We start from the raw sequence: 23726 nt of genomic DNA, 5'->3' as shown, positions 1-23726 counted from the left end.
AGTTGGATCAATCATGAGTGATGTTCAAACATTTATCCGTGAAACGGTAACTGAAAACCCTGTCGTGCTGTTCATGAAAGGTACAGCACAGACACCACAGTGTGGCTTCTCGGCGCGCGCTATTCAAATCCTCCGCGCCGTTGGCCTGACGCAGGTCGTGACGGTGAACGTGCTCGACGACGATGAGGTTCGCCAGGGCATTAAAGAGTTTTCGAGCTGGCCTACGATTCCCCAGCTCTACATCAGTGGCGAACTGGTGGGCGGATCAGACATCGTGTCTGAAATGTTCGAAAACGGCGAACTTGAAACCATGCTCCGCGAGGCTGGTGCAATCGAGTGAGCGCTAATAAGCAGCGTGTCGTAATTGCTATGACGGGCGCTACGGGCGCCCTCTATGCCGTGCGCATGCTTCAAATGCTTCAGCAGCGCGAAGATATAGAGTCGCATTTAATTGTGTCACCTGCGGCGCTGTTGAACATTGATCACGAGCTGGCCATGAGCCGGCAAGACCTACAGCTTTTAGCTGACCATGTGCATAACTTTCGAGATGTGGGGGCCACGCTGGCCAGCGGCAGCTTTAAAACAGCAGGCATGGTAATTGTGCCGTGTTCAATGCGTACGCTGGCTGCAGTGGCGCATGGCTTCGCTGATAACCTGATAACGCGTGCTGCTGATGTAACCCTTAAAGAGCGGCGCAGGCTGATTTTAATGGTGCGTGAAACGCCTTTTAATCTGGCGCATTTACGTAATATGACTGCCGTCACTGAAATGGGCGGAATTGTTTTTCCGCCTTTGCCGGCTTTTTACTTTAAGCCTAAAGACATTACCGAACTGGTGGATCATTCTGTGGTTCGGGTTCTGGACTTATTAGGCATTGAGCAGCAAGGGCCTTCCTGGGAAGGCTTGGCGGTAAAATAAAACGCTGCTTAACCTAGCAGCGTTTTATTACTAAATTACGCTAAGGTCCTTAATGGCAATAGTCGGGCGCCTGGTCACGGTGTCTTGACCCTCGTCTTCATCAAAGTTTCCAAAATCAAGCTGGGGTGGAGTATCGAAGTTCTCGGTATCAAAGGCGATATCGCCTTGTGCATCAGGCATCCCGCTGGCTTTTAAACCTTTGAAATCAAAGAGCTCCGTGTCCATTAGATGGGACGGAACAACTTTGTTTAAAGCACCAAATACATTCCATGTACGCCCGGGAAACTTTTTATCCCATTCCACAATCATTCGATTTGCTTCCTGGCGCTTAAGGTTTATTTGCGAGCCGCAGAGGTTGCAGGGAATAATTGGAAACTCTTTCAGCTTAGCGTAGGCGATTAGATCTTGTTCGTTAACATAAGCCAGTGGACGAATAACAATATGTTTGCCGTTATCAGACATTAATTTTGGCGGCATTGCCTTTAAGCGGCCACCATAAAATAAATTCAGGAAAAAGGTAGCTAGGATATCGTCGCGATGGTGACCCAAGGCGACTTTTGTCGCGCCGAGCTCTTCGGCTACGCGATACAAAATACCTCGACGCAAACGTGAGCAAAGCGAGCAAGTGGTCTTGCCTTCGGGGATCACTCGTTTGACGATTGAATAAGTGTCTTGCGTTTCGATGTGAAAATCTACGCCTAAGGCCTTTAGGTATTCGGGCAGCACATGATCTGGAAATCCGGGCTGCTTCTGATCAAGGTTAACAGCGACGATTTCAAATTTAATGGGCGCACGGGCCTGTAGCTTCAACAGTATATCGAGCAGGGCGTATGAGTCCTTGCCGCCCGAAACACACACCATAACCTTATCGCCGTCTTCAATCATATTGAAGTCGCCTATAGCTTTACCTGCTTCCCGCATCAGGCGTTTTTCCAGTTTATTGTTTTCGTGACGCTGCTTTTGCTCGGCGCGGTTTAGAGGGGTTTCGTTAGAAAGGGCATCGGGAGTGGTGGCGTTTGACATGGCAGCGAAGTAAAAGAGCCAAACCTGCTAATCAGGCATGACAGCAACTAAGGAAAAGCGATCAGCCCCAGTAAGGGGAGGGAGGCGTTGGGTTTATGAGTGGCGAAATTGTTCAAGCTCAATGCCTACCGCGTCGCAGTCGGAAAATGCCTGAGGTTTGCTGATGCGCAAATGGACGCGGATGATCTCTGGAAACTCTGCAAAGATGCGGGCAGCAACTTGCTCTACCAGAGTTTCAAGCAAGTTTACGTGTGCCTGGGTGCATTCTTCAATCATGGCGCTGCGTAATTGGCGATAATCCAACACCGTAGCGATGTCCTGATCATTTACTCGCTGAGAGCTGAGTGCGTCAAATTCGGCATCAATATGAATGGGCTGAGTGGCACGCAACTCGTGTTCGAGAATCCCGATGCGAGCGCCTAGCTCAAGGTTTTTAAAGAATATGCGGCGTGTGACGGGTGTGCTGGGCATAGATGCCGGGGTTGTGTTCATATAATGTCCGAATTGTTCTAGAGCAAGCTAAAGTCTCGTTGCAGCCCCATAAGATGTTGTCCGCTATCAACAACGATCGTCGTGCCGGTAATGCTGCGGTTTTGAGCAGCAAACACAACCGTATCGGCAATATCTTCGGGCGTGCTTGATTTGCCCAGCGGGGCCATTGCATGCGTGCGTCGAAAATCAGCCTGGCTTTGCATATGGCTGGGCAAGGTCAGGCCTGGAGCAACGCCCACTACGCGCACGGCCGGGGCCAGGCCCTGAGCCAGCATGGTGGTCGCAGCCTGCAATGCTGCTTTGCACAAGGTATAGGAAAAGAAGTCAGGATTGTAGCTCCATAACTTTTGATCCAGCATATTTACTACCACGCCCTGAGTGTCCGCACGTGTTGCCACATGCTGTGCCAGACGTTGAGCCAAGTCAACAGGAGCGACGAGGTTAGGTCCCAGATGTTGCAGTAGTATCGTTTCGGAGAACTCGGCGGCGCTGTCGTATTCAAATAATGAGGCGTTGTTCACGATCGCGTCCAGCTGGCCTAGTTGATCCACTGCCTTTGTGAACAGGCGCTCGCGATCCTCTGCCGAACTCAGGTCACCCTGCACCATGACGCACCGGCGTCCTAGCCCGGTGATCTCGGATGCCGTCTCAGATGCCTCGGCTTCGGAGTTCCGGTAATGCAGGGCTACGTTCCATCCGTGCTGTGCAAATGCCAGGGAAATAGCTTTACCTAGCCGCTGAGATCCACCAGTGACTAAAACCGCTCGAGAGTCTTTACTTTTATCCATGCTTTAGCTTGAAGCCAGAGTAAGTGAGCAGGAGTCATTTGGTGCCTGGCTTAGGGTGGCCTTGAACTCACGCAGCTCATCGCGTCTGAATATATGCAGGGCGATGGTGTCAGTGGCACTATAGGCACTTAGTAGCTGATCCAGGTTTTGCTGATTCTTGACGCGTAGCCCGTTCAGGGCAACGATCAGGTCACCGGCTGAGAGGCCTGCCTTGTGGGCGGCTCCATGCTCGTAAACCGTAGCAATTTCTAGGCCCTCATTTCCTCGCGCCCTGAAACGAGCATCTAGGGAGGGCAGAGTGTTTGCGCTGCTCCATTGCAGCGAAACCCCCTGTTTGGCCATCAAATCAGACAGTGGAATGTCATCGCGTCCATAGGCGTAGCGGGCAATAAAGTCAGTCGCGTCCACACCAGTGGCTTCGGCTACTAACGATGGCATCTCGCCTTCAGCGACACCCCTGGGTTCGCGCAAGTAAAACTCGCGGCCATAGCGCTCCCACATCAGGCGCATAACATCATCAAGGCTTTTCTCGTTCTGACTGTGATTGCGAATATGCAGATCCAGCCCCAGTGCGACCAGCGCGCCTTTGCTGTAATAACTGACCAGCGCATTGGGAGAGTTCTCGTCTTGCTTGTAAAAACGGGTCCAGGTGTCAAAGGAGCTTTCGGCAACAGACTGTTTAAAACGTCCTGGGGCGCGATGTACCGCATTAACATTCTTTGCGAGCAGCCTATGGTAGGTGTCCAGGTCTACGACGCCGGACCGCAATAGCATCAGGTCGTCGTAGTAGGAGGTGAAGCCTTCAAATACCCAGAGTAGGTCAGTGTGGTTTTCTTCCAGATACCGGTAGGGCGCGAAGGCGGCGGGCTTAATGCGCTTGACGTTCCAGGTATGGAAGTACTCGTGACTGACCAGGCCTAAAAATGTTAAATAGCCATCACTTTTAGCTGCGTCTTTTTGATTGATGGTGGGCAAGTCTCGCCTGGAGGCGACCAGAGCCGTAGAGCTGCGATGTTCCAGACCGCCATAATCGTCACCCGTCACCATGGTCATAAATACATAGCGGTCAGAGCTGTCAAGAAAAGGGGCTGCCTTAGTTTCAGGCTCAAAAACTCGATCTGGGCTTCACAAATACGCTGTGTATCGGCTGCAATTCGCTGCAAATCCAGATTCGGGATAAGGCCTGTGAACACCATTTCATGGAGCGCTCCATGCGCTTCAAACTGCACGACCTGGGGTGTGCCGAGCTCAAAGGGGTGATCAATGAGCGCGTCGTAATCAGGGGCTCGATAGAGCCCAAAGCCGTGGCGTTTGGCTGCGTCAGGATAGCCTGTTGCTTCGGGAAGGCTGGTGTAGGCTTTCCAGTCTTTCTTGTCTTTTGGTGCAACGAGGTCAACCAAGCATGGCTTATATTCTTGGCCAGCCACGCCCAGGAATATGCTTGTGCCGTTAAAAAAAGCATGTGTCTCGTCAATATGTGCACTACGTACTGATAAATCCCATGCATAGACTACATACGTTACGCTAAGGGCGCCGGAAACAGGTTCGCAGCGCCAGACATGGTTGCCCTGCTTGGTCAGGGCAACTTCGGTGCCTTCAGACTCAGCATGTATGCTCTCAATTTGACGTGAGAAATCACGAATTAGGTAGCTACCCGGTATCCAGGCAGGCAAAAATAGCAATTGGCCATCCGGATCGGGGCTTGTAATGTGTAGTGATACATGAATGCGATGGCCGGCTAGATCATCACAGTTTACGCGGTACAGTATTGATTCAGGTTTCATACTACTAATATAAAGTAATTTTCAGCGGAGGCAACGTGAGTGAGCCACTAGTAAACATAGAGATTTTGGGGCGGGTCGGCGTTTTGCGTCTAAATCGTCCAAAGGCATTGAATGCTTTAAATAATGATCTGATAGCCGAATTGGCGCAAGCCATGCGAGAGCTCGACTCCGATGAGCGCATCGGATGTATTGTACTCACAGGCAGCGAAAAGGCATTCGCGGCAGGCGCTGATATTGGTGCCATGAAGGACTGGGCATTCAGTGATGTCTACGGGACAGACTATTTGGGGGGCGACTGGGAGTCGTTACGCCGAATTCGCAAGCCCGTTATTGCTGCGGTAGCAGGTTTTGCATTAGGCGGAGGATGTGAGTTAGCCATGCAGTGCGACATTATTATCGCTGCTGATAATGCGCGCTTTGGTCAGCCGGAGATCAAGCTGGGTATCATACCCGGCTATGGTGGAACACAGCGGCTTCCAAGAGCTGTCGGCAAAGCAAAAGCCATGGACATGATTTTAACGGCCAGGATGATCACCGCTGAAGAAGCTGAACAGGCAGGGCTGGTTTCGCGGGTGGTGCCCCTTGAGCAGCTCTTTGAAGAAGCTCTGGGCGTGGCGCAAACGATTGCCTCCATGTCGCTGTTGTCAGTAATCATGGCCAAAGAATCCATCAACCGTGCCTACGAGTCTCCGCTACACGAAGGTCTGCTATTTGAGCGACGAAACTTCCATGCTTTGTTCTCAACCGAGGATCAAAAAGAAGGGATGAGCGCTTTTGTGGAAAAACGACCACCAAATTTTAAACATTGTTAAAAACTTAGCGTTAACCCTATAACCCAGGCTGGGCGCGACTTTGCGTCCGGCCCAAGCTTGCCTGCACATAGCTATTCGGCCTTTGCCAGCCCTTTGTTGTTACATAAAACCTCTTTGACATTTGCTTGCAACAAAAAAATAACGTTATACTCTACGGGTTTGGCACCAGCGGCTTAGTTTAGCAACTCGGGTTTAGCACGATATATCGTGAATTTATATGCAAGTGTTTCACGCGTTTTGCATATTTAATTTGGGAAGACTAAGTTTATGCAGCGGGTCAATGACACCAGTGGTGAATCTATAAATACTGGACAGCAAGCTTCCGATAATGATGATGTCAGGTTGGTGTTAACACCTGAGCAACGAGTGCGGTTGGCTCGTAAGTCGGGCCTGGGTATAGTGCGCATATTGTTGGCGCAAGCGGTAATGGCCCTGATCGTCATCGTTATTTCGTGGGGGTAGCAGGTACAAACGCGGCTTTATCGGCGCTTATCGGCGCTAGTGTGTATTTTGTACCCAATGCTCTTTTTGCAATGCGGCTTTTGCTTGGCCTCTTCGGCGGTAAAAGTGCCACGCCAACGTCTTTTTTCTTGGCGAGTTTTTTAAACTGGGCTCAGCGCTTTGCTTATTGGCTTTGATTGTCTGGAGCAATACAGGTTGGTTAGTCTGGCCTGCATTGCTGTTTGGTTTGCTGGGTGTCTTAAAGGGATATGTGCTGCTGCTTGCCTTGGGCAAGTTGCCATAAAACGATCAACGGGCCTTGGCTCATAACGTACACGTCACAGGGTAATTCAGATGGCTGCTGCTAGTGGTAATTCGCCTCAGTCTGAGTACATTCAGCATCACCTAGTTCATATGAACAATACGGGTGCAAAGCAAGATGTACTCGCCAATTTTGGCGTTATCAACTACGACTCGGTTTTTTGGGCGTTGTTGATGGGTTTAATCACCATCTTTTTCTTTACCGTGCGGCCCGTTCGGCCACTGCCGGGGTTCCAGGCCGATTCCAAGCTGCAGTTGAAATGCTTGTCGACTGGGTTGAGGATCAAGCTAAATCAATTGTAAATAACGCCGAGTCGCGCCGCTTTGTGGCCCCTTTGGCGTTAACTGTGTTCTTGTGGATCATTCTAATGAATGTCCTCGATCTGTTGCCGGTCGACTTCCTGGGTTGGGTATTTATACAAACCGGTCTTGGCGCTGAGCATGGTGATCCTCTTTACTACCACCGTATTTTGCCAACGGCCGACCTGAACGTACCCATGGGTATGTCTCTGGGCGTGCTGCTGCTGACGCTGTATTACGGTATCAAAATTAAAAAACCAGGCGGTTTCGTCAAAGAGCTGTTCACAGCACCATTCAGTTTTGGTGGTATTGCTGGCATCTTGCTGTCGCCGTTTAACTTTCTTCTCAACATTATCGAGTACGGCGCAAAAACCGTGTCGCTCGGTATGCGGTTGTTCGGCAATATGTTTGCCGGTGAATTGGTTTTCATGTTGATCGCCTTGCTTGGCGGAGCATGGACAGGGTTTAATGGCGCAAGCATAGGCTTGGGTATAGGGCATGTTCTAGCGGGTTCAGTGTGGGCGATTTTCCATATTTTGATCGTGCTACTGCAGGCATTTATTTTCATGATGTTGACCCTCGTCTACGTTGGTCAGGCTCACGAAAGCCATTAATCAATATCCGGGTTTGGCCTAACACCGAACTCGGGAGGCAGATCAGGTTTTCTGCTACGCCGTTTTTTAGTAATTTTGAACATACAAGATTTTTAACCAAGGAGTTGTCATGACCAACGTTGCTTTCGTTGCCCTTGCTTGCGGTATTATCGTCGGTCTGGGTGCGTTCGGTGCCAGTATCGGTATCGCGCTAATGGGCGGTAAATACCTAGAAGCCTCCGCTCGCCAGCCCGAGCTAATGAACGCTTTGCAAACCAAAATGTTCTTGTTGGCAGGTCTGATCGACGCAGCCTTCTTGATCGGCGTTGGTATCGCGATGTTGTTTGCGTTTGCTAACCCATTTGTCGGCTAATAGCGGCGCGAGTCCGCTGCCCCTAAGGCGGACAGGCAGTTGAGGCTAGCGGTGCTCCTAATTATTGCGCCGCTCTCGACTTGAATATATGGTGTCAGGCAGGCTAAATGCCGGGCACAAGTGGTATTTAAGGGATACGACCGTGAATTTAAACGCGACTCTCTTTTTTCAGATGATCGTGTTTTTCGTCTTGGCGTGGTTTACGATGAAATTCGTATGGCCCCCACTGACGAGAGCAATCGATGATCGTCGCCAGAAAATTGCCGATGGGCTTGCTGCTGCCGATAAAGGCAAAGCAGATCTAGCTCAGGCTCAGGCACGAATCAGTCTGATGGAAGCATCCGCCAAGTCTGATAACCATTCGCGCTTGGCCGAGGCCGAGAAACAAGCTGCTGCTTTAATCGAGCAGGCACGTGGCGAGGCCGAGCAGGAAAAGGCCCGTATCATCGCACAAGCGCGCCAGGACGCTGTACAGGAAGTACAACGTTTACGCGATGGTTTGCGTGATGACGTTGCTGTATTGGCAGTTAAAGGCGCTGAGCAAATTTTGCGACGCGAGGTTGACGCTAATGCGCACGCCCAGCTGCTAGAGCAGCTTAAAGCTGAACTTTAATCTGAAGGTAGGCCATGGCTGAACTATCGACTATTGCCAGACCTTATGCTGAGGCCTTGTTTGCTGCAGTTGGCAACGAGCAAGGTGTACTCGAGCAGTGGTCGGCCCTGTTGTCCGAAATGGCTCAGGTGGCCGATCTCTCTGATGTTAGCGAAGCACTGACTACACCTGCTTTCACTAATCAACAGCGTCTTGAGCTTTTCTCGGGTCTGATTAAAACTCCGCTTACCGATAAGGCGCGGAACTTCCTCGAATTGCTAATCGACAACGAGCGTTTGTTGCTCTTGCCGCAAATTGCTGAGCAATTTGAGTTTTTAAAACACAAACTCGAAGGTAGTGCATTAGCACGTATCACCAGTGCTTTCCCCTAGAGGAAGCTCAGGTAAACGAACTAGTCGCCGCACTCGAAAAAAATTCGGCTTGAAGCTAAAGCCCGAGGTTACCGTTGACGCTGATCTGATCGGTGGCGTTCGCGTGATGGTTGGTGACCAGGTACTTGACACTTCCGTGCAGGCCCGGTTGGCCGGCATGCGCGACACACTGGCAGCCTGATGGCGGGCCAGAATACAGGATTCCAGGAGTCTGAACATGCAACTTAACCCGTCTGAGATCAGCGAACTGCTCAAAAGCCGTATTGAAGGCCTGAGCACGTCAACAGACATTCGCACGCAAGGCACGGTTGTTTCCGTGACCGACGGTATTACACGCATCCACGGTTTATCCGATGTGATGCAGGGCGAAATGCTCGAGTTCCCCAACAACGTTTACGGCTTGGCGCTAAACTTAGAGCGTGACTCCGTAGGTGCTGTTATTTTGGGTGAATACACAGGTGTTTCTGAAGGCGATCCTGTAAAAACCACAGGGCGTATTCTTGAAGTGCCAGTAGGTCCCGAATTGCGCGGCCGCGTAGTTGATACCCTGGGTAACCCTATCGATGGTAAGGGCCCAATCAACGCTAAAGAAACTGACGTTATTGAAAAGGTTGCGCCGGGCGTTATTGCACGTCAATCGGTAGACCAGCCTTTGCAAACCGGTATTAAGGCGATTGATTCCATGGTGCCAATTGGCCGTGGTCAGCGCGAATTAATCATTGGTGACCGTCAAACAGGTAAAACAGCCGTTGCTGTTGATACGATCATCAACCAAAAAGGTAAAGGCGTTACTTGCATTTACGTGGCGGTTGGTCAAAAGGCGTCAACAATCAGTAACGTTGTTCGCAAGCTCGAAGAGCATGGCGCGCTTGAATACACCATTATTGTTGCTGCTGCGGCGTCCGAGTCCGCTGCTATGCAGTACTTGGCACCCTATTCTGGCTGCACGATGGGCGAATACTTCCGCGATCGTGGTGAAGACGCCCTGATTGTGTACGATGACTTAACAAAACAAGCCTGGGCCTACCGCCAAGTATCCTTGTTGCTGCGTCGTCCTCCAGGTCGTGAAGCGTATCCTGGCGATGTTTTCTACCTGCACTCCCGCTTGCTAGAGCGTGCCGCTCGTGTCAATGCCGACTACGTAGAAAAATTCACCAACGGTGCCGTCAAAGGTAAGACTGGTTCGCTGACCGCGCTCCCTATTATCGAGACGCAGGCCGGTGACGTTTCCGCTTTCGTTCCAACCAACGTAATTTCTATTACTGATGGTCAGATCTTCCTGGAAACCGATCTGTTCCACGCTGGTGTACGCCCAGCCATTAACGCAGGTATTTCAGTATCTCGTGTAGGTGGTGCCGCACAAACCAAAGTGGTCAAGAAAATGTCGGGTGGTATTCGTACCGACTTGGCACAGTATCGCGAACTAGCTGCTTTTGCTCAGTTTGCGTCCGACCTTGACGACGCTACGCGTCGTCAGCTCGAGCGTGGTCGCCGTGTTGTAGAGCTGTTGAAGCAGCCTCAGTATGTGACTCTGGCCGTATGGGAAATGGCAGTCAGTCTGTTTGCCGTTAACAACGGTTACTTCGATGACCTCGAAGTTGAGCAAGTGCTGCCTTTCGAAAAAGCTTTGAAAGACTCCTTGCGCAACAAGAATGCTGAAATGGTTAAACGTATCGAAGATACGAACAACCTCAGCAAAGAGGACGAAGCCGAGTTGGTTGCCGCCATTGAAGACTTCAAAAAGCATGGCGCTTTCTAAGTCTGCAGGCTAAGGCATGGGCGGTTGCCTATGTGGTATCGCCCTAATTATAGGGACAGGTATTTCCTGTCCCGATAACGCCTTTACAGGAAAGTGTGATGGCCGGAATTAAAGAAATTCGTACTAAGATCAAGAGCGTGCAAAACACGAGCAAGATCACTAAAGCCATGGAAATGGTTGCGGCATCCAAAATGCGCAAAGCGCAAGAGCGGATGCGTGCAAGCCGTCCTTATGCTGATAAGGTGCGCGAAATTGCAGCACATCTTATGCAGGCCCACCCGGATTACACCCACCCTTACATGGTTGAACGCGAAGAGCTAAAAGCCGTTGGTGTGGTCGTTGTAAGTACCGATAAAGGGCTTTGTGGTGGTTTGAACACCAATATTTTACGGTTGGTGTTGACTCGTTTGCGCGAGTTCGAAGAGCAAGGTGTTCGCGTGCAGGCAACTGCGCTCGGAAGTAAAGCTGCTTCAACATTGGCTCGTATTCGTACCAATCTGGTTTCCCAGGAAGTTCAGCTCGGTGACGAACCAAACCTTGAGCGGTTGATCGGTGCTATCAAAGTGCAAATCGATGATTTTGTCGACGGTAAAATCGATGCGGTTTATTTGGCGACCAGCCGGTTCGTCAACACAATGAAGCAAGACCCAACCTTCATTCGTTTGTTGCCATTACCCAGCAATCTGGATGATCCATTCCAGACCGCCGGTGAGACTGCTGTGTCCAATGACGCAAACGTACTCAAAACGGAATACGGTTGGGATTACATCTATGAACCCGATTCCAAAACAGTAATCGATGAACTGTTATTGCGCTACGTAGAAGGTCTGGTCTTCCAGGCGGTAGCCGAAAACATGGCATCGGAGCAATCGGCGCGTATGGTTGCAATGAAATCAGCATCAGATAACGCCAAAAAAGTTATTGACGAACTGCAACTGGTCTACAACAAGACCCGCCAAGCGGCAATTACTAAAGAAATTTCTGAAATCGTGGGGGTGCTGCAGCCGTTTAATGCAGTGCTGCAGCTAACCATATAAGTTATTAAGCAAGGACTAAACATGAGCAACGGTACCATCGTTCAGTGCATCGGCGCCGTGGTGGATATTCAGTTCCCCCGCGACAGCATTCCTAAGGTTTACGACGCACTTATACTTGCAGATGCAAGCTCCAAGTTCGCCGAAGAAGGACTAACCTTCGAAGTGCAGCAGCAATTAGGTGACGGCATTGTTCGCACTATTGCTATGGGTTCCAGCGACGGTTTACGTCGTGGCATGGACGTATCCAACACAGGGGCGCCTATTTCGGTTCCCGTCGGTGAAGCTACACTCGGACGTATTATGGATGTTCTGGGACGCCCAATTGATGAGGCTGGCCCAATCCCTACCGACGAGCGTCGTTCTATTCACCAAGATGCTCCTAAGTTTGATGAACTCTCCCCATCGGTAGAGCTTCTTGAAACAGGTATTAAAGTTATTGACCTGGTTTGCCCCTTTGCTAAAGGCGGTAAGGTTGGTCTGTTCGGTGGTGCTGGTGTCGGCAAAACCGTAAACATGCTTGAACTCATTAACAACATCGCTAAGGCGCACAGTGGTTTGTCCGTGTTCGCGGGTGTGGGTGAGCGTACTCGTGAAGGTAATGACTTCTACCACGAGATGGCAGAAGCGGGTGTCATTCAGCTCGACAATATCTCCGAGTCTAAAGTTGCCATGGTGTTCGGCCAGATGAACGAGCCTCCAGGTAACCGTCTGCGTGTGGCACTTTCCGGCTTGACCATGGCCGAGAAGTTCCGTGACGAAGGGCGTGACATCCTGTTCTTTGTTGATAACATTTACCGCTACACACTGGCCGGAACTGAAGTTTCCGCGTTATTGGGCCGTATGCCTTCAGCGGTGGGTTACCAGCCAACGCTGGCTGAAGAAATGGGTAAGCTGCAAGAGCGCATTACTTCAACAAAGACGGGTTCGATTACGTCTATTCAGGCGGTTTATGTTCCGGCTGATGACTTAACTGACCCATCCCCGGCTACGACTTTCCTGCACTTGGATTCCACGGTTGTACTGTCGCGTGATATCGCCGCTTTGGGTATTTATCCGGCTGTTGATCCGCTCGACTCCAGTAGTCGCCAGCTTGACCCGCAAGTTGTGGGCGAAGAGCACTACAGTATTGCACGTGGCGTTCAACAAACGCTGCAGCGCTACAAAGAGCTACGCGATATTATTGCTATTCTGGGTATGGACGAACTGTCCCCCGAAGATAAGCAAGCTGTAGCTCGTGCTCGTAAAATTCAGCGTTTCTTGTCTCAGCCTTTCCACGTTGCTGAAGTCTTTACTGGTGCTCCTGGTAAGTTTGTTACGCTGGCCGAGACCCTGCGCGGCTTTAAAATGATCGTTGATGGCGAGTGTGATGCACTCCCAGAGCAGGCCTTCTACATGGTCGGCGGTATTGACGAAGCCTTCGAAAAAGCTAAGACCCTTCAGTAAGGAATACTCATGGCTACTCTTCATGTTGACGTGGTCAGCGCCGAAAAATCAATGTTTACCGGCGAAGCTACTTTTGTGGTGCTTCCCGGCGAGTCTGGCGAATTAGGTATTTTGCCCGGCCACACACCATTGATTTCGCGCATCCGTCCCGGCACGCTGAAGATCGTTATGGCCGACGGCCACGAAGAGCATATCTTTGTGGCTGGCGGTATTCTCGAAGTTCAGCCGGGTAAGGTTACGGTATTGTCAGACACGGCTATTCGTGCCACTGATCTTGACGAATCCAAGGCCCTGGAAGCTCGTGCTCGTGCAGAGGAAGCTTTGCGAAATACCAAAGAGCAATCAGATATCGCGGTGGTGGAAGCCGAGTTAGCGATGCTTGCTGCCCAGGCAGCAGCTGCACGTCGATTCAAGCAAACCTCGCGTCACTGATTCTGTAGGTGAACCGCTAAGGTTTCTCTAAAGCAGGCGCCTTTGGGCGCCTGCTTTTATTTGTTGTCAGTATCTTAAGTTAGCCCAAAGTAGATCAGGCTCTACGTAGTTTCCGAGTTGTTATAAGTGCGAATTGTGGTAAGTGCCAGCTTTTCTTACAGTACGAAAAGCAATTGGCTTTTACTTTTATTCAACTCAACAAGGTCGGAGAAGGTGGTGAATGATCAAATGGATTGTGCGTTACTGGTTCTCGATAATAATCCGCAATGGGCGCTTGGTTACTCAGGTAGTTATGCGCAAGGCCGTTTAAGCCTGCAGGTGCTGAATAGTGCGCATCTGGCTCTGCCTACCATCGCATCGAGCGAACAAACGCTGCGTGCTATGGCAATGCATCTGATGCGGTTTGATGCTTGTATTTTACTTATTACGCACGATAACTTAGTGTGGGCGCGTAAAAGCCTCATGTTCGCGCAGTCTATACTGCAGACACCGATATTTGCTTTAGTTTGCAATGTAAAGGCGGCAGCGTTAAACGACTTGCTTAAATTGGGCATTGTTGATTTTTTACGGACGCCTATCTGCATTGAAGAGCTCCGGATACGCATCCAAATGCTGAAGCGGAATAGGCATGCTGCTATGGCACTGGAAGAGGCTGTTGGTGGGCAATACCAAGCGCTGAATCCTGCTTTTGTAGGGGCTGGACAAAGTCCAGAGGAAGATCGATTGTGCGCCACTATTTTGCACCAGAATGGTGCCACGCTTGAAGCCTACGCTGCTGCTGTGGCTACCCGCTATGCTACGTCGCGCGAATCCTTTCAGCAAGCCAAGGCAGTTGTTGTTGCCCGTTTTGAACAGGCCTATATACGAGCCGCATTAGGTCGCAGTTCGGGTAATATCGCGATGGCAGCGCGCTCTGTGCAAAAGCATAGGCGTGCTTTTTGGGCTTTGATGCGTAAACACGATATAAAAGCTGATGTATTTAAATCTGCATCAGCACTCGATACACATACTGATGGTTAAAATCATTAGGCATTTTTCACATAGGGATTGCCGTGTCTTTACCAGAACTTAAAAACGATGTCTTAATCCGCTCCTTGTTGCGTGAGCCTGTTCCATATACGCCGGTTTGGTTAATGCGCCAGGCCGGACGTTACCTGCCTGAGTATCGCGCCACTCGCGCTGAGGCAGGTTCATTCATGAATCTTGCCCAGAATCGTGAGTATGCCTGCGAAGTTACTTTGCAGCCCTTGCGCCGCTTTGATCTCGACGCGGCAATTCTGTTTTCAGATATTCTCACTATTCCTCATGCTATGGGGTTAGGTCTGGATTTTGTCGAAGGCGAGGGCCCGCGCTTTGCGCATCCGGTGCGTACAGAGGCTGATGTAGCCAAGCTCGAGATCCCGGATATGGCCAAATTGCAGTACGTTTTTGACGCGGTAGAGCTTATTCGTAAAGAGCTGGACGGAAAGGTGCCCCTGATAGGTTTTGCAGGTAGCCCCTGGACGATTGCCTGCTACATGGTAGAAGGGCAGGGTTCTCAAGATTACCGGTTAATCAAGGGTATGATGTACAGCCGCCCAGATTTGGTGCATCGTATGCTGCAAATTAATGCAGACACCACAATTCAATATCTGAATCAGCAAATTGAGGCAGGTGCGCAAGCTGCCATGATTTTTGATAGCTGGGGCGGCGTGTTATCTGACAGCCTGTTCCAGGAGTTTTCGCTCCAGTACACAAAGCGCGTGGTCGATGGTTTAATCCGCGAGCATAACGGCAAGCGGATTCCTGCTATTGTGTTTACTAAAGGTGGCGGCCAATGGCTGGAAGATATCGCGCAATGTGGTAGTGATGCAGTCGGAGTCGACTGGACTGTTAACCTGGCTCAGGCCCGAAAAAGAGTGAATGATTCTGTCGCATTCCAGGGCAATCTTGATCCTATGACTATGTTCGGTGGCGAAGCGGCTATCCGTCGTGAAGTTCGCCGGGTAATAGATGATTTTGGTGATGTAGGCTCAGGGGGCCATGTGTTTAATTTCGGGCACGGGATTTCTCGCTTTACCCCTCCTGAGGCCGTAAAAATTCTTGTAGACGAAGTTCATAGTTACAGCGCACAAATGCATAAGTAGATCTGTTGTTTAAAGGGGCCTTACGGCCCTTTTAAAATTTACTTTGCACGGGTTGTGCACATTTTTCAGTTCGAATTGCTGTATTTATTCCAGTTCAGGTTAAACACGAACGAAAGCCTGTAAGTTATTGATTTATATCGTACTTTGCTGAATTCGCAAGTATACTGTTTATATTCACAGTAAGCTATCCACAGCTTGTCTTGGGTTTTTACCTGAATTCTCCCCAAAGTTATCCACAGGCTCGTGGTCTAGGCTCAGCAAGGCGTTGGCTGCCCCCTCCTGCATTCTTTGTATTGGTGTATTTAGCTCATGGGCGCACAGAATACTTCCGTTTCTGCATCACTTGATTCTCAAGTCACTAGCCGGTTTTGGCTGGGCGTCGCGCTGGATGTACCCATAGACGCTGTCTTTGATTATTTTCATGATGAGCCCGTCGCTGTTGGCTGTAGGGTCATCGTCAATTTCGGTCGTCGTAAAGTGATTGGCGTGGTTGTCAGTAACCCTGATCAACCTAATTTCGCCGCAGATAAAGTGAAGGCTGTCGACGAAGTTCTGGAGGACACTCCACCTTTGTCAACGCAGTGGCTGGATATGGCCAGATTTGCAGCCAGTTATTATCAGCGTCCTCTGGGTGAGGTTATTCTTCCAGTGCTTCCTGCCAGTTTGCGTAAATTGTCGGCCTATACCGGCAAGCTGGCGGCGGGCGGGCCCGTAGCGCGGCTGGCTAAGCGTAAAGTTCGCGCATTGGCCAAGGTGGCAAGTGATGTGCCGCCTCAGCTTAACGATGAGCAGACTGCAGCGGCGGCAGCCATTCTGGATACAGGCAGCGCAAACACCATCTTGCTGTTCGGTGTAACGGGCAGCGGGAAAACAGAAGTCTATCTAGATGCCGCTTTAAAAGTATTGGCTCGCGGTAAGCAGGTGCTATTTATGGTGCCTGAAATAAATCTTACTCCACAGTTTGAGCTGGCGTTGCGACGACGCTTACAGCACAACGACGGCGAATACGAACTGGCGGTTCTGCACAGTGGCTTGTCGGAAGGACAGCGTTTAAGGGCATGGTTAGCCATTAGCTCCGGACAAGCCAAAGTGTTGCTGGGGACACGTCTCTCTATTTTTACGCCGTTGCCAGACCTGGGCTTGATTATTGTTGATGAAGAGCATGACACCTCATATAAACAGCAGGAAGGTCTGCGCTATTCAGCGCGTGATCTTGCTGTCTGGCGTGGCCATCAAGCTGGTGTTCCGGTGGTGCTGGGGTCGGCTACCCCATCTCTGGAAAGCTGGGCTCATGCCAAGGCGGGCCGCTATAAACTCTGCAGCCTGACGCATCGCGCGCGTGCCGTATCCATGCCTGATATCACCTTGATTGACACCAGGCGTGCCCAATTAGAGCAAGGTTTTTCACCGCAGTTATTAAAAGCTATTCAGCATAGTCTTGATCAAGAACAACAAGCTCTGGTGTTTATTAATCGACGGGGCTATTCGCCAGTATTAAATTGCAGTTCTTGTGGTTGGGTCAGTCAATGCACCCGCTGTAGCGCCTACACGGTAATGCACAGATCACCCATCGGACGCTCTTATCTGCAATGCCATCATTGTGGTTTTCAGACGCCGACTCCAAAGCATTGTCCTGACTGCCGGGATCAAGACCTCAAGCCCATGGGGCGTGGTACCCAACGTATTGAAGAGTTCTTGGCAGAGCACTTTCCTGCAGCCCGCATAATACGTATCGATGCGGATAGCACGCGGCGCAAGGGAGAAGCCGAAGCCTTGTTTGCTCAAGTTCATGCCGGCGAGGTTGATATACTTGTAGGCACGCAAATGGTGGCCAAAGGGCATGATTTTGCCAATCTGGGCTTAGTGGTTGTGCTTAATGCCGACACAATGCTGTTTGCTCAAGACTTCAGGGCGCCAGAGCGCTTGTTCGCTCAGCTAATGCAGGTAGCTGGACGAGCAGGGCGTCATACCGGCGGCGCACGCGTTTTAATTCAGACAGAATACCCTGAGCAAAGTGTATATCAGTCGTTGATCAAGCACGACTACGCAGGGTTTGCGCACAACGCCCTGGCCGAACGGGAAGCCATTGCTTTACCTCCATTTGCTTTTCAAGCCTTGTTAACAGCTGAATCTAAAGAGCTTGCCGTAGCCTTGTCATTCTTGACTGCGGCGCGCGATTTGCCGCAGAAATTCAATCCTGCGCTACCGGGTACCGAGCAAGTAAGATTGTACGATCCGGTGCCTTTACGTATTGTCAGGGTTGCAAATGTAGAGCGAGCACAATTATTAATTGAAAGTACTCACCGCCCATCACTGCAATTGTTCCTGCGCGCGTGGGGCTTCGAGCTTCATCAGCTGGGGCGCGAACATAAAGTGCGATGGGTGCTAGAAGTTGATCCGCTAGAGATATAACCCAAGAAGCCCGTGTCAGAACTTACCCAAAACAAATTGGCTCAAACTGTCCCTGATGACATGAACGCCCGCCAACGCGAGGCGGTACTGTATCTCGATGGCCCTGCCTTGGTGCTGGCCGGGGCAGGGAGTGGTAAAACCCGCGTTATCACGCAAAAAATCGCCTATTTATTACGTGAGTGTGGCTATAGTGGGCGCAATGTCGTTGCGCTTACTTTCACCAATAAAGCCGCACGTGAAATGAATGAGCGCCTAATGCAGCTTGTTGATCGTAAGCTGGCCAGAGGCATTACGGTCAGTACCTTTCACTCGTTGGGGCTGCGTTTTCTTCGTGAAGAGGCTAAATATGTTGGGCTAAAAAGCAGTTTCTCGATTATGGACGCCAATGACAGCCTGGGGATCATACAAGAACTGCTGGCCACAACCGACAAGTCGCGCTTGCGAGGCGTCCAGCAAGAAATCTCCTTGTGGAAAAACGCCTTGCTCAATCCCGATGCAGCAGAACGCATTGCCAACACCCCTAGTCAGATCGAGGCTGCTAAAGTCTATCGCAGCTACTGTGCCACGCTTGAGGCCTATCAAGCTGTTGATTTTGATGATCTTGTGCGTTTGCCCGCTCAAATTCTCGAAGTACATGCCGAGGTCCGCGAGCGCTGGCAGGCCCGTGTTCACTATTTGCTTGTAGACGAGTACCAGGATACCAACTTATGTCAATATCGGTTTCTAATGGGGCTGGTAGGCTCCAGGGGCATGTTTACGGCGGTAGGCGATGATGATCAGGCCATTTACGCATGGCGGGGTGCGACTGTGGAAAATCTCGAACGGTTAGAACACGACTTCAGTAACTTAAAGTTGATCAAGCTCGAGCAAAACTACCGCTCGGTACAGCGAATCCTGGCGGCGGCCAACAATGTTATTGCGCATAATCCGGTAGTCTTCGGTAAAAAGCTATGGTCCGATTTGGGGGTGGGCGAAAGTATTCGTGTTAAGGCGGCTGACAATGAACAAGCCGAGGCCGAGTGGGTGGGGTAAGCCTGTCGGCTGAACGTTTTGATCGCAAGGCCATGTGGCGGGATTTTGCGGTGCTGTATCGCAGCAATCATCAGGCTAGAATCTTTGAGCAAACCTTGCGCGACTTGCGTATTCCCTATGTTATATCCGGGGGCCAAAGCTTTTTTGATAAAGCGGAAATTCGTGATGTCTTGGCTTACTTGCGCCTGATCGCCAATGATCAGGACGATCCTGCGTTTATTCGCGCTGCTACGACGCCTCGGCGTGGGATTGGACAAACCACACTGCAGAAACTGGGTGAATTTGCCTCGCAGCGTGGCTGCTCTTTATTCGAAGCTGTTTTTGAAATTGCCCTGACTGATAACCTGGCAGAGCGCCAGTTGCAGCCTTTGCAAACCTTTGCCGAGTTTATCCGGCGAATCCGGGATAAGGCTGAGCACGCGCAGGCACAAGCCGACGAGCTCCTTGACGAACTGTTGAATGCCATTGATTACGAGCGGTATCTCTATGATTTATTCGATGAGCGTCCGGCCCAGTCTCGCTGGACTAACGTCCTGGAGCTGGTGGGGTGGTTAAAGCGAAAGGCATCCGAGGACGGAATGAGTTTGAGAGAACTCGTGCAGCATGTGACACTGGTCACTATGCTTGAGCGAAATGAAGACGAAGAAGAGCCTGATGCAGTCAGGCTTTCGACTTTGCATGCCTCCAAAGGCCTGGAGTATCCGCATGTGTTTTTGGTGGGTGTGGAAGAAGGGCTGTTGCCCCACCTGGGACGGGATGACGAGGATTTTGGCGATGACGAGCAAGTTGTGATGCTAGGCCGCGTGCAAGAAGAGCGCCGCCTTATGTATGTAGGAATTACCCGTGCACAGCGTAGCTTACGTTTGAGCTGGTGCAAGCGTCGCCGTCGTGCTCGTGAGTACGTGGTGCGTGAGCAGTCCCGGTTCATCGAAGAAATGGCGCTAGAGGCAATGGCCATTACCGAAAGTCCGGAGGATAAGGCTCTCAGTCCTAAAGAGCGATTGGGACGTTTGAAAGACTTATTGAATAAGACAGGCTAAATCTATAGCTGGGCGTCTAACTCATCAATTAATGTAAAAAAGCCTGCAACAATTTGCAGGCTTTTTGCTTTTGCATCAACACAGTCAGGATTGAACCTGCTCAAGCTGAGATTCTTACCAGCCTGAAGAAGTAAAGTGGGCGTCACGCGCACGTGCTTCGTTCAATGCTTCAGTAAGGGCTACAACATAGTTCATGATGCCGGTCGCGGCGCGTTTGATGAAGTTCACTACATTAACAGCCAGCTCGGTGATAGAAACAGACTCTCCGTTATCGAGAGCTTTTTGCATTACATCGCGCTCAAGGGAGTCGCTCCAGCGTATGTAGTGCGAATAAGTTGTCATAGTCGACATTTGTAATACCTTTTGGGTTAAATGACTGACAGAAACCCTATTATAGGGTTTACCCTAGGCATTAGTCAAGGGTAAACCCTGACTCGCTAAAAGAATGTCTGCTCTGACCCCTCATGCGCAGCGATAAAACCGTTCACATACGTTTATGCCTCAAATACCCTTGGACGATCAGCTGCGTTTCAGGGCTTTGCAGCCGTTGTTTAAATAATTGCACTTCGTCGTCAATAGCCTTCAGCAATGCTGCGCGCTGGTGAGATCTCATTAAACGTTTAGTTGCACGCAGGGCGGCCGAAGGCTTCAGAGCTAGCGATTGCACCCTGTCTCGCGCCAGTTCTACAGGCAGGGTGAAGGGATCACTGATAGCCGTCAGCAAACCAGCCTCCAGGGCTTGCTCAGCAGTGAAGGGCTCAGAGTCCAGTAACCATCGAGCCGCGTTCTTATCACCCACAATTTGTGCGAAAGCCAGACTCGCACCTGCTTCAGGACAAACTCCCAGTTTGGTAAAAGGCATGGACAATAGCGCATCGGATTTAGCGTATACAAAGTCGCAGTGCTGCAACATGGTCACGCCCACGCCTACTACGTTTCCTTGAATAGCGGCTAAAAGAGGAATGTCTACGTTAACCAGGCTTTTTAAAAACTCAACGGCAGCAAGCGGAGCGTCGGCATCGAAATTTTTAAACTCCGATAGATCATTGCCTGCGGTGAAATGTGGGCCATGCCCGCGAAGTATGACTGCGGTAAGAGAAGGCTCACTATCGGCTGCAGTAAGCTCTCTCGCAAGGCGATGATACATGTCCGCATTTATAGCATTCATGTGAGAGGGGCGGTTCAAGCCGAGTTCAATCCAATGGGCATGGCGTGTTACCTCAATCATGTCACCCTCCCTTCCGATTAGGAATGTAGTTATCTTGCAGTTCACGGAAGGCTCGATGATATTGGGCAATCAATCGTTCGCAGATGGCCTGGGCCGGCTCTATCGCCCTTATACTGCCGACCCCTGACCCGCACCCCAGATATCACGCCAGGCTTTGGCATCGGAGTCCGCAGAGCCAAATGCTGTTTCTTGAGATTCAGGTAAGTTGTCCGGGTCCAGACCGGCAGCAATAATGCTTTGTCTTAAGTAGTTTCCCGGTATGCCGGTAAAGTAGGGCGTGTGGACAATATCTGAAGCCTCGGCACTGACTAAGGTCTTTTTGTAGTTATCGGCAGCATTCGCTTCGATACTGGCAATAAAGTGTGAGCCTATGTAGGCAAAGTCAGCTCCCATGGCCTGAGCGGCTAGTACGTCAGCCCCGCGACTGATTGCCCCCGATAAAATTATCGGTCCATCGAAGATGGCTCGAACCTCGGCCAGCAGGGCAAAAGGGCTCAGAGGGCCAGCATGGCCGCCCGCGCCTGCCGCTACTAAAATCAGACCGTCTACGCCAGCCTGTATGGCTCGCTTGGCATGGCGCAGGGTGGTCACATCATGAAAAACCTTGCCGCCCCAGTTGTGTACCTGCGGAACGATATCGTCGGGCGCTCGTAAGCTGGTAATAATCAACGGGACTTTATGCTCGGCGCAAACGGCGAGATCGTCTATCAGCCTGTCATTGGACTGGTGAATAATGTGGTTGATCGCATAGGGGGCGGGGGCTGGTCAGGATGTTGCTTGCGCTGCCTTTCCAGGCCTTCCTCAATTTGAGCAAGCCAAGTCCCGAGTTTGCTTTGAGGTCTGGCGTTCAACGCGGGGATTGAGCCCACAATACCGCTGATGCACTGGGCAATAACAAGTTCGGGGGTGGAAACGATAAACATGGGGGCTGCGAACACAGGCAGGCGTAATTGAGCTATAAGGGTTTGCGTTAATGTAGAAGGCATTTCGTGCTAACTCCTTGTTATATAAGAGGGCCGCGTGCGTTAAAAGCGTTGTAGAGATCAACTGGTGAGATATCGCACTCGTGAATCATGCTCCCCGATGCTAACGTAGTGCAGAATATCCTTTTTGCCTATTATTGTTAATCCCGCTATGTCACAACGTACAGCTCCGTTAGATGGTATTCGTGTTTTGGATCTTACCCGCGTTTTAGCCGGGCCCTGGTGTACTCAAAACTTGGCCGATTTAGGGGCTGAGGTGATCAAAATCGAGCGTCCTGGTGCGGGCGACGATACCCGCGGATGGGGACCTCCCTATTTACGCGATCAGCAGGGTAACGACACCACAGAAGCCGCCTATTACGCGTCAGCTAATAGAAACAAATTCTCAGTCACTGTAGATATGGCTACCCCCGAAGGGGCCAGTGTTATCCGAAAGCTGGCACAGGAGTCGGATATTCTCGTTGAGAACTTCAAGGTTGGAGGGCTTGCCAAGTATGGGCTGGATTATGCCTCTCTTAAAGCCGCTAATCCTGCACTTATTTACTGCTCTGTCACAGGTTTCGGCCAGACCGGCCCCTATGCCTCAAGGCCTGGTTATGATTTCATGATTCAGGCCATGGGCGGCTTAATGAGTATCACCGGCGAACGAGACGGCCTGCCTGGTGGCGGACCACAGAAAGCGGGCGTGGCCGTGGCGGATTTGATGACGGGAATGTATGCCACAGTGGGCATTTTGGCTGCGCTTAACGAGCGACATCGCTCCGGCCTGGGACAGCATATAGATATGTCTTTGCTTGATTGCCAGGTCGCGATGCTGGCCAATCAGAACATGAATTACCTGGCCTCGGGGGCTGCGCCCTCCAGAGCAGGGAATGCCCATCAAAATCTTGTGCCCTACCAAGTGTTTGCTGCCAGTGACGGCCATTTGATCGTGGCCGTAGGCAACGACGGGCAATTTAAGAATTATTGTCGTGTATTGGGTATGCCCGCACTGGCAATGGATGAGCGCTATCGCAGCAACTCTCAGCGGGTAATTAATCGAGCATCCCTCATTCCGCTACTTACCGAGATTATGCTACAGCGCTCGCGTGATACCTGGCTTGCTGAGCTGGAAGATGCGGGCGTTCCTGCGGGACCTATAAACAGTCTTGATCAGGTGTACGAGAATCCGCAAGTACAAGCCCGAGAGATGAAAATCTCGCTGGAGCATCCTACTGCCGGTGTGGCTCCGTTCGTTGCGAACCCCATCCGGCTTTCTGAAACGCCTGTTAGCTACAGAATGGCGCCTCCATTGCTGGGGGAGCATACAGAGCAGGTTCTAAGAGATGTGCTGGGGATGAGCGATGCTGATATTCAGGCGCTTAAAGTTTAAAAGCTATTTAAAACGTATTTTGATAGATGGTAT

20 protein-coding genes and 4 pseudogenes are annotated in these 23726 nt (G+C 50.8%); 17 read left to right on the top strand and 7 right to left on the bottom strand.

The window, feature by feature from the left end:
* Positions 1–13: 13 nt before the first annotated feature.
* Positions 14–340, top strand: coding sequence for a Grx4 family monothiol glutaredoxin (grxD, locus tag L1889_RS13200; RefSeq protein WP_238665489.1), 327 nt, complete (start codon positions 14–16; stop codon positions 338–340).
* Positions 337–918: a UbiX family flavin prenyltransferase gene (locus tag L1889_RS13195; protein WP_308217638.1), complete on the top strand. Its 582-nt coding sequence runs from the start codon at positions 337–339 to the stop codon at positions 916–918. Before grxD ends, L1889_RS13195 begins: the two co-directional genes overlap by 4 nt.
* Before the next feature lie 30 nt (positions 919–948).
* Here L1889_RS13195 and ttcA read toward each other — a convergent pair whose 3' ends face one another.
* From ttcA to L1889_RS13175, 4 genes and pseudogenes are all read right to left on the bottom strand, one after another.
* Positions 949–1941 (bottom strand): tRNA 2-thiocytidine(32) synthetase TtcA, encoded by a 993-nt coding sequence (ttcA, locus tag L1889_RS13190; protein WP_238665488.1) that lies wholly within the window; start codon positions 1939–1941, stop codon positions 949–951.
* A 93-nt stretch (positions 1942–2034) separates the two neighbouring features.
* Positions 2035–2433: a dihydroneopterin aldolase gene (locus L1889_RS13185; RefSeq protein WP_372871588.1), complete on the bottom strand. Its 399-nt coding sequence runs from the start codon at positions 2431–2433 to the stop codon at positions 2035–2037.
* A 17-nt stretch (positions 2434–2450) separates the two neighbouring features.
* On the bottom strand, positions 2451–3221 hold the full coding sequence (locus L1889_RS13180; RefSeq protein ID WP_238665487.1) for an SDR family oxidoreductase: 771 nt from the start codon (positions 3219–3221) through the stop codon (positions 2451–2453).
* A 3-nt stretch (positions 3222–3224) separates the two neighbouring features.
* Positions 3225–5005: pseudogene (locus tag L1889_RS13175) on the bottom strand (M61 family metallopeptidase).
* A 35-nt stretch (positions 5006–5040) separates the two neighbouring features.
* Between L1889_RS13175 and L1889_RS13170 the strand changes: the two are divergent.
* From L1889_RS13170 to L1889_RS13105, 14 genes and pseudogenes are all read left to right on the top strand, one after another.
* Entirely contained in the window at positions 5041–5817 is a 777-nt protein-coding gene (locus tag L1889_RS13170; RefSeq protein ID WP_238665486.1) for an enoyl-CoA hydratase, read from the top strand.
* Positions 5818–6084: 267 nt separating this feature from the next.
* Positions 6085–6279 (top strand): hypothetical protein, encoded by a 195-nt coding sequence (locus L1889_RS13165; RefSeq protein ID WP_238665485.1) that lies wholly within the window; start codon positions 6085–6087, stop codon positions 6277–6279.
* Between the two features lie 461 nt (positions 6280–6740).
* On the top strand, positions 6741–7493 hold the full coding sequence (atpB, locus tag L1889_RS13160) for a F0F1 ATP synthase subunit A (RefSeq protein ID WP_238665484.1): 753 nt from the start codon (positions 6741–6743) through the stop codon (positions 7491–7493).
* A gap of 109 nt (positions 7494–7602) precedes the next feature.
* On the top strand, positions 7603–7845 hold the full coding sequence (gene atpE, locus L1889_RS13155) for a F0F1 ATP synthase subunit C (RefSeq protein ID WP_077734422.1): 243 nt from the start codon (positions 7603–7605) through the stop codon (positions 7843–7845).
* Positions 7846–7987: 142 nt separating this feature from the next.
* The gene (locus L1889_RS13150) at positions 7988–8458 is read left to right on the top strand and encodes a F0F1 ATP synthase subunit B (RefSeq protein WP_238665483.1); all 471 of its coding nucleotides are present in this window, start codon (positions 7988–7990) and stop codon (positions 8456–8458) included.
* Between the two features lie 14 nt (positions 8459–8472).
* Positions 8473–9010: pseudogene (locus L1889_RS13145) on the top strand (F0F1 ATP synthase subunit delta).
* A gap of 36 nt (positions 9011–9046) precedes the next feature.
* Complete coding sequence (gene atpA, locus L1889_RS13140) at positions 9047–10588, top strand: F0F1 ATP synthase subunit alpha (RefSeq protein ID WP_238665482.1); 1542 nt, start codon at positions 9047–9049, stop codon at positions 10586–10588.
* A 98-nt stretch (positions 10589–10686) separates the two neighbouring features.
* Positions 10687–11625 carry a F0F1 ATP synthase subunit gamma gene (atpG, locus tag L1889_RS13135; protein ID WP_238665481.1) on the top strand — a complete coding sequence of 313 codons (939 nt, stop codon included), beginning with the start codon at positions 10687–10689 and terminating at the stop codon, positions 11623–11625.
* 21 nt (positions 11626–11646) lie between these two features.
* Positions 11647–13068 carry a F0F1 ATP synthase subunit beta gene (gene atpD / locus L1889_RS13130; RefSeq protein ID WP_238665480.1) on the top strand — a complete coding sequence of 474 codons (1422 nt, stop codon included), beginning with the start codon at positions 11647–11649 and terminating at the stop codon, positions 13066–13068.
* A 9-nt stretch (positions 13069–13077) separates the two neighbouring features.
* Complete coding sequence (locus L1889_RS13125; protein WP_238665479.1) at positions 13078–13500, top strand: F0F1 ATP synthase subunit epsilon; 423 nt, start codon at positions 13078–13080, stop codon at positions 13498–13500.
* Between the two features lie 216 nt (positions 13501–13716).
* A complete protein-coding gene (locus L1889_RS13120) occupies positions 13717–14520 on the top strand; it encodes a response regulator (RefSeq protein ID WP_238665478.1) in 804 nt (267 codons plus the stop codon).
* 32 nt (positions 14521–14552) lie between these two features.
* Positions 14553–15626 carry a uroporphyrinogen decarboxylase gene (gene hemE / locus L1889_RS13115; protein WP_238665477.1) on the top strand — a complete coding sequence of 358 codons (1074 nt, stop codon included), beginning with the start codon at positions 14553–14555 and terminating at the stop codon, positions 15624–15626.
* A 309-nt stretch (positions 15627–15935) separates the two neighbouring features.
* Positions 15936–18038 carry a primosomal protein N' gene (locus L1889_RS13110; protein WP_238665476.1) on the top strand — a complete coding sequence of 701 codons (2103 nt, stop codon included), beginning with the start codon at positions 15936–15938 and terminating at the stop codon, positions 18036–18038.
* A 60-nt stretch (positions 18039–18098) separates the two neighbouring features.
* Positions 18099–20110, top strand: a pseudogene (locus L1889_RS13105) (UvrD-helicase domain-containing protein).
* A gap of 114 nt (positions 20111–20224) precedes the next feature.
* On the opposite strand, the gene L1889_RS13100 reads toward L1889_RS13105, so the two are convergent.
* The 3 genes and pseudogenes from L1889_RS13100 to L1889_RS13090 form a co-directional block, all read right to left on the bottom strand.
* A complete protein-coding gene (locus tag L1889_RS13100) occupies positions 20225–20461 on the bottom strand; it encodes a hypothetical protein (RefSeq protein WP_238665475.1) in 237 nt (78 codons plus the stop codon).
* Between the two features lie 133 nt (positions 20462–20594).
* The gene (locus L1889_RS13095) at positions 20595–21338 is read right to left on the bottom strand and encodes an enoyl-CoA hydratase-related protein (RefSeq protein ID WP_238665474.1); all 744 of its coding nucleotides are present in this window, start codon (positions 21336–21338) and stop codon (positions 20595–20597) included.
* Between the two features lies 1 nt (position 21339).
* A pseudogene (locus L1889_RS13090) lies at positions 21340–22324 on the bottom strand (NAD(P)H-dependent flavin oxidoreductase).
* A gap of 148 nt (positions 22325–22472) precedes the next feature.
* On the opposite strand from L1889_RS13090, the gene L1889_RS13085 reads away from it, so the two are divergent.
* Positions 22473–23693, top strand: coding sequence for a CaiB/BaiF CoA transferase family protein (locus L1889_RS13085; RefSeq protein ID WP_238665473.1), 1221 nt, complete (start codon positions 22473–22475; stop codon positions 23691–23693).
* The last annotated feature ends 33 nt before the right edge of the window (positions 23694–23726 follow it).

Source organism: Paenalcaligenes niemegkensis (assembly GCF_022230885.1).
In the GTDB taxonomy this organism is placed as follows: Bacteria; Pseudomonadota; Gammaproteobacteria; order Burkholderiales; family Burkholderiaceae_B; genus Paenalcaligenes; species Paenalcaligenes niemegkensis.
Note: the sequence above shows the minus strand (reverse complement) of the source record. Positions and strands in the feature narration are given on the sequence as shown.

Excerpts from the sequence above, each read along its gene's own strand:
- L1889_RS13125 (WP_238665479.1), top strand. The coding sequence starts at position 13,078 with ATGGCTACTCTTCATGTTGACGTGGTCAGCGCCGAAAAATCAATGTTT.
- atpG (WP_238665481.1), top strand. The coding sequence starts at position 10,687 with ATGGCCGGAATTAAAGAAATTCGTACTAAGATCAAGAGCGTGCAAAAC.
- L1889_RS13165 (WP_238665485.1), top strand. The coding sequence starts at position 6,085 with ATGCAGCGGGTCAATGACACCAGTGGTGAATCTATAAATACTGGACAG.
- L1889_RS13180 (WP_238665487.1), bottom strand. The coding sequence starts at position 3,221 with ATGGATAAAAGTAAAGACTCTCGAGCGGTTTTAGTCACTGGTGGATCT.
- atpE (WP_077734422.1), top strand. The coding sequence starts at position 7,603 with ATGACCAACGTTGCTTTCGTTGCCCTTGCTTGCGGTATTATCGTCGGT.
- L1889_RS13185 (WP_372871588.1), bottom strand. The coding sequence starts at position 2,433 with ATGAACACAACCCCGGCATCTATGCCCAGCACACCCGTCACACGCCGC.
- grxD (WP_238665489.1), top strand. The coding sequence starts at position 14 with ATGAGTGATGTTCAAACATTTATCCGTGAAACGGTAACTGAAAACCCT.
- L1889_RS13095 (WP_238665474.1), bottom strand. The coding sequence starts at position 21,338 with ATGATTGAGGTAACACGCCATGCCCATTGGATTGAACTCGGCTTGAAC.
- L1889_RS13085 (WP_238665473.1), top strand. The coding sequence starts at position 22,473 with ATGTCACAACGTACAGCTCCGTTAGATGGTATTCGTGTTTTGGATCTT.
- atpD (WP_238665480.1), top strand. The coding sequence starts at position 11,647 with ATGAGCAACGGTACCATCGTTCAGTGCATCGGCGCCGTGGTGGATATT.
- L1889_RS13100 (WP_238665475.1), bottom strand. The coding sequence starts at position 20,461 with ATGTCGACTATGACAACTTATTCGCACTACATACGCTGGAGCGACTCC.
- atpA (WP_238665482.1), top strand. The coding sequence starts at position 9,047 with ATGCAACTTAACCCGTCTGAGATCAGCGAACTGCTCAAAAGCCGTATT.
- L1889_RS13110 (WP_238665476.1), top strand. The coding sequence starts at position 15,936 with ATGGGCGCACAGAATACTTCCGTTTCTGCATCACTTGATTCTCAAGTC.
- ttcA (WP_238665488.1), bottom strand. The coding sequence starts at position 1,941 with ATGTCAAACGCCACCACTCCCGATGCCCTTTCTAACGAAACCCCTCTA.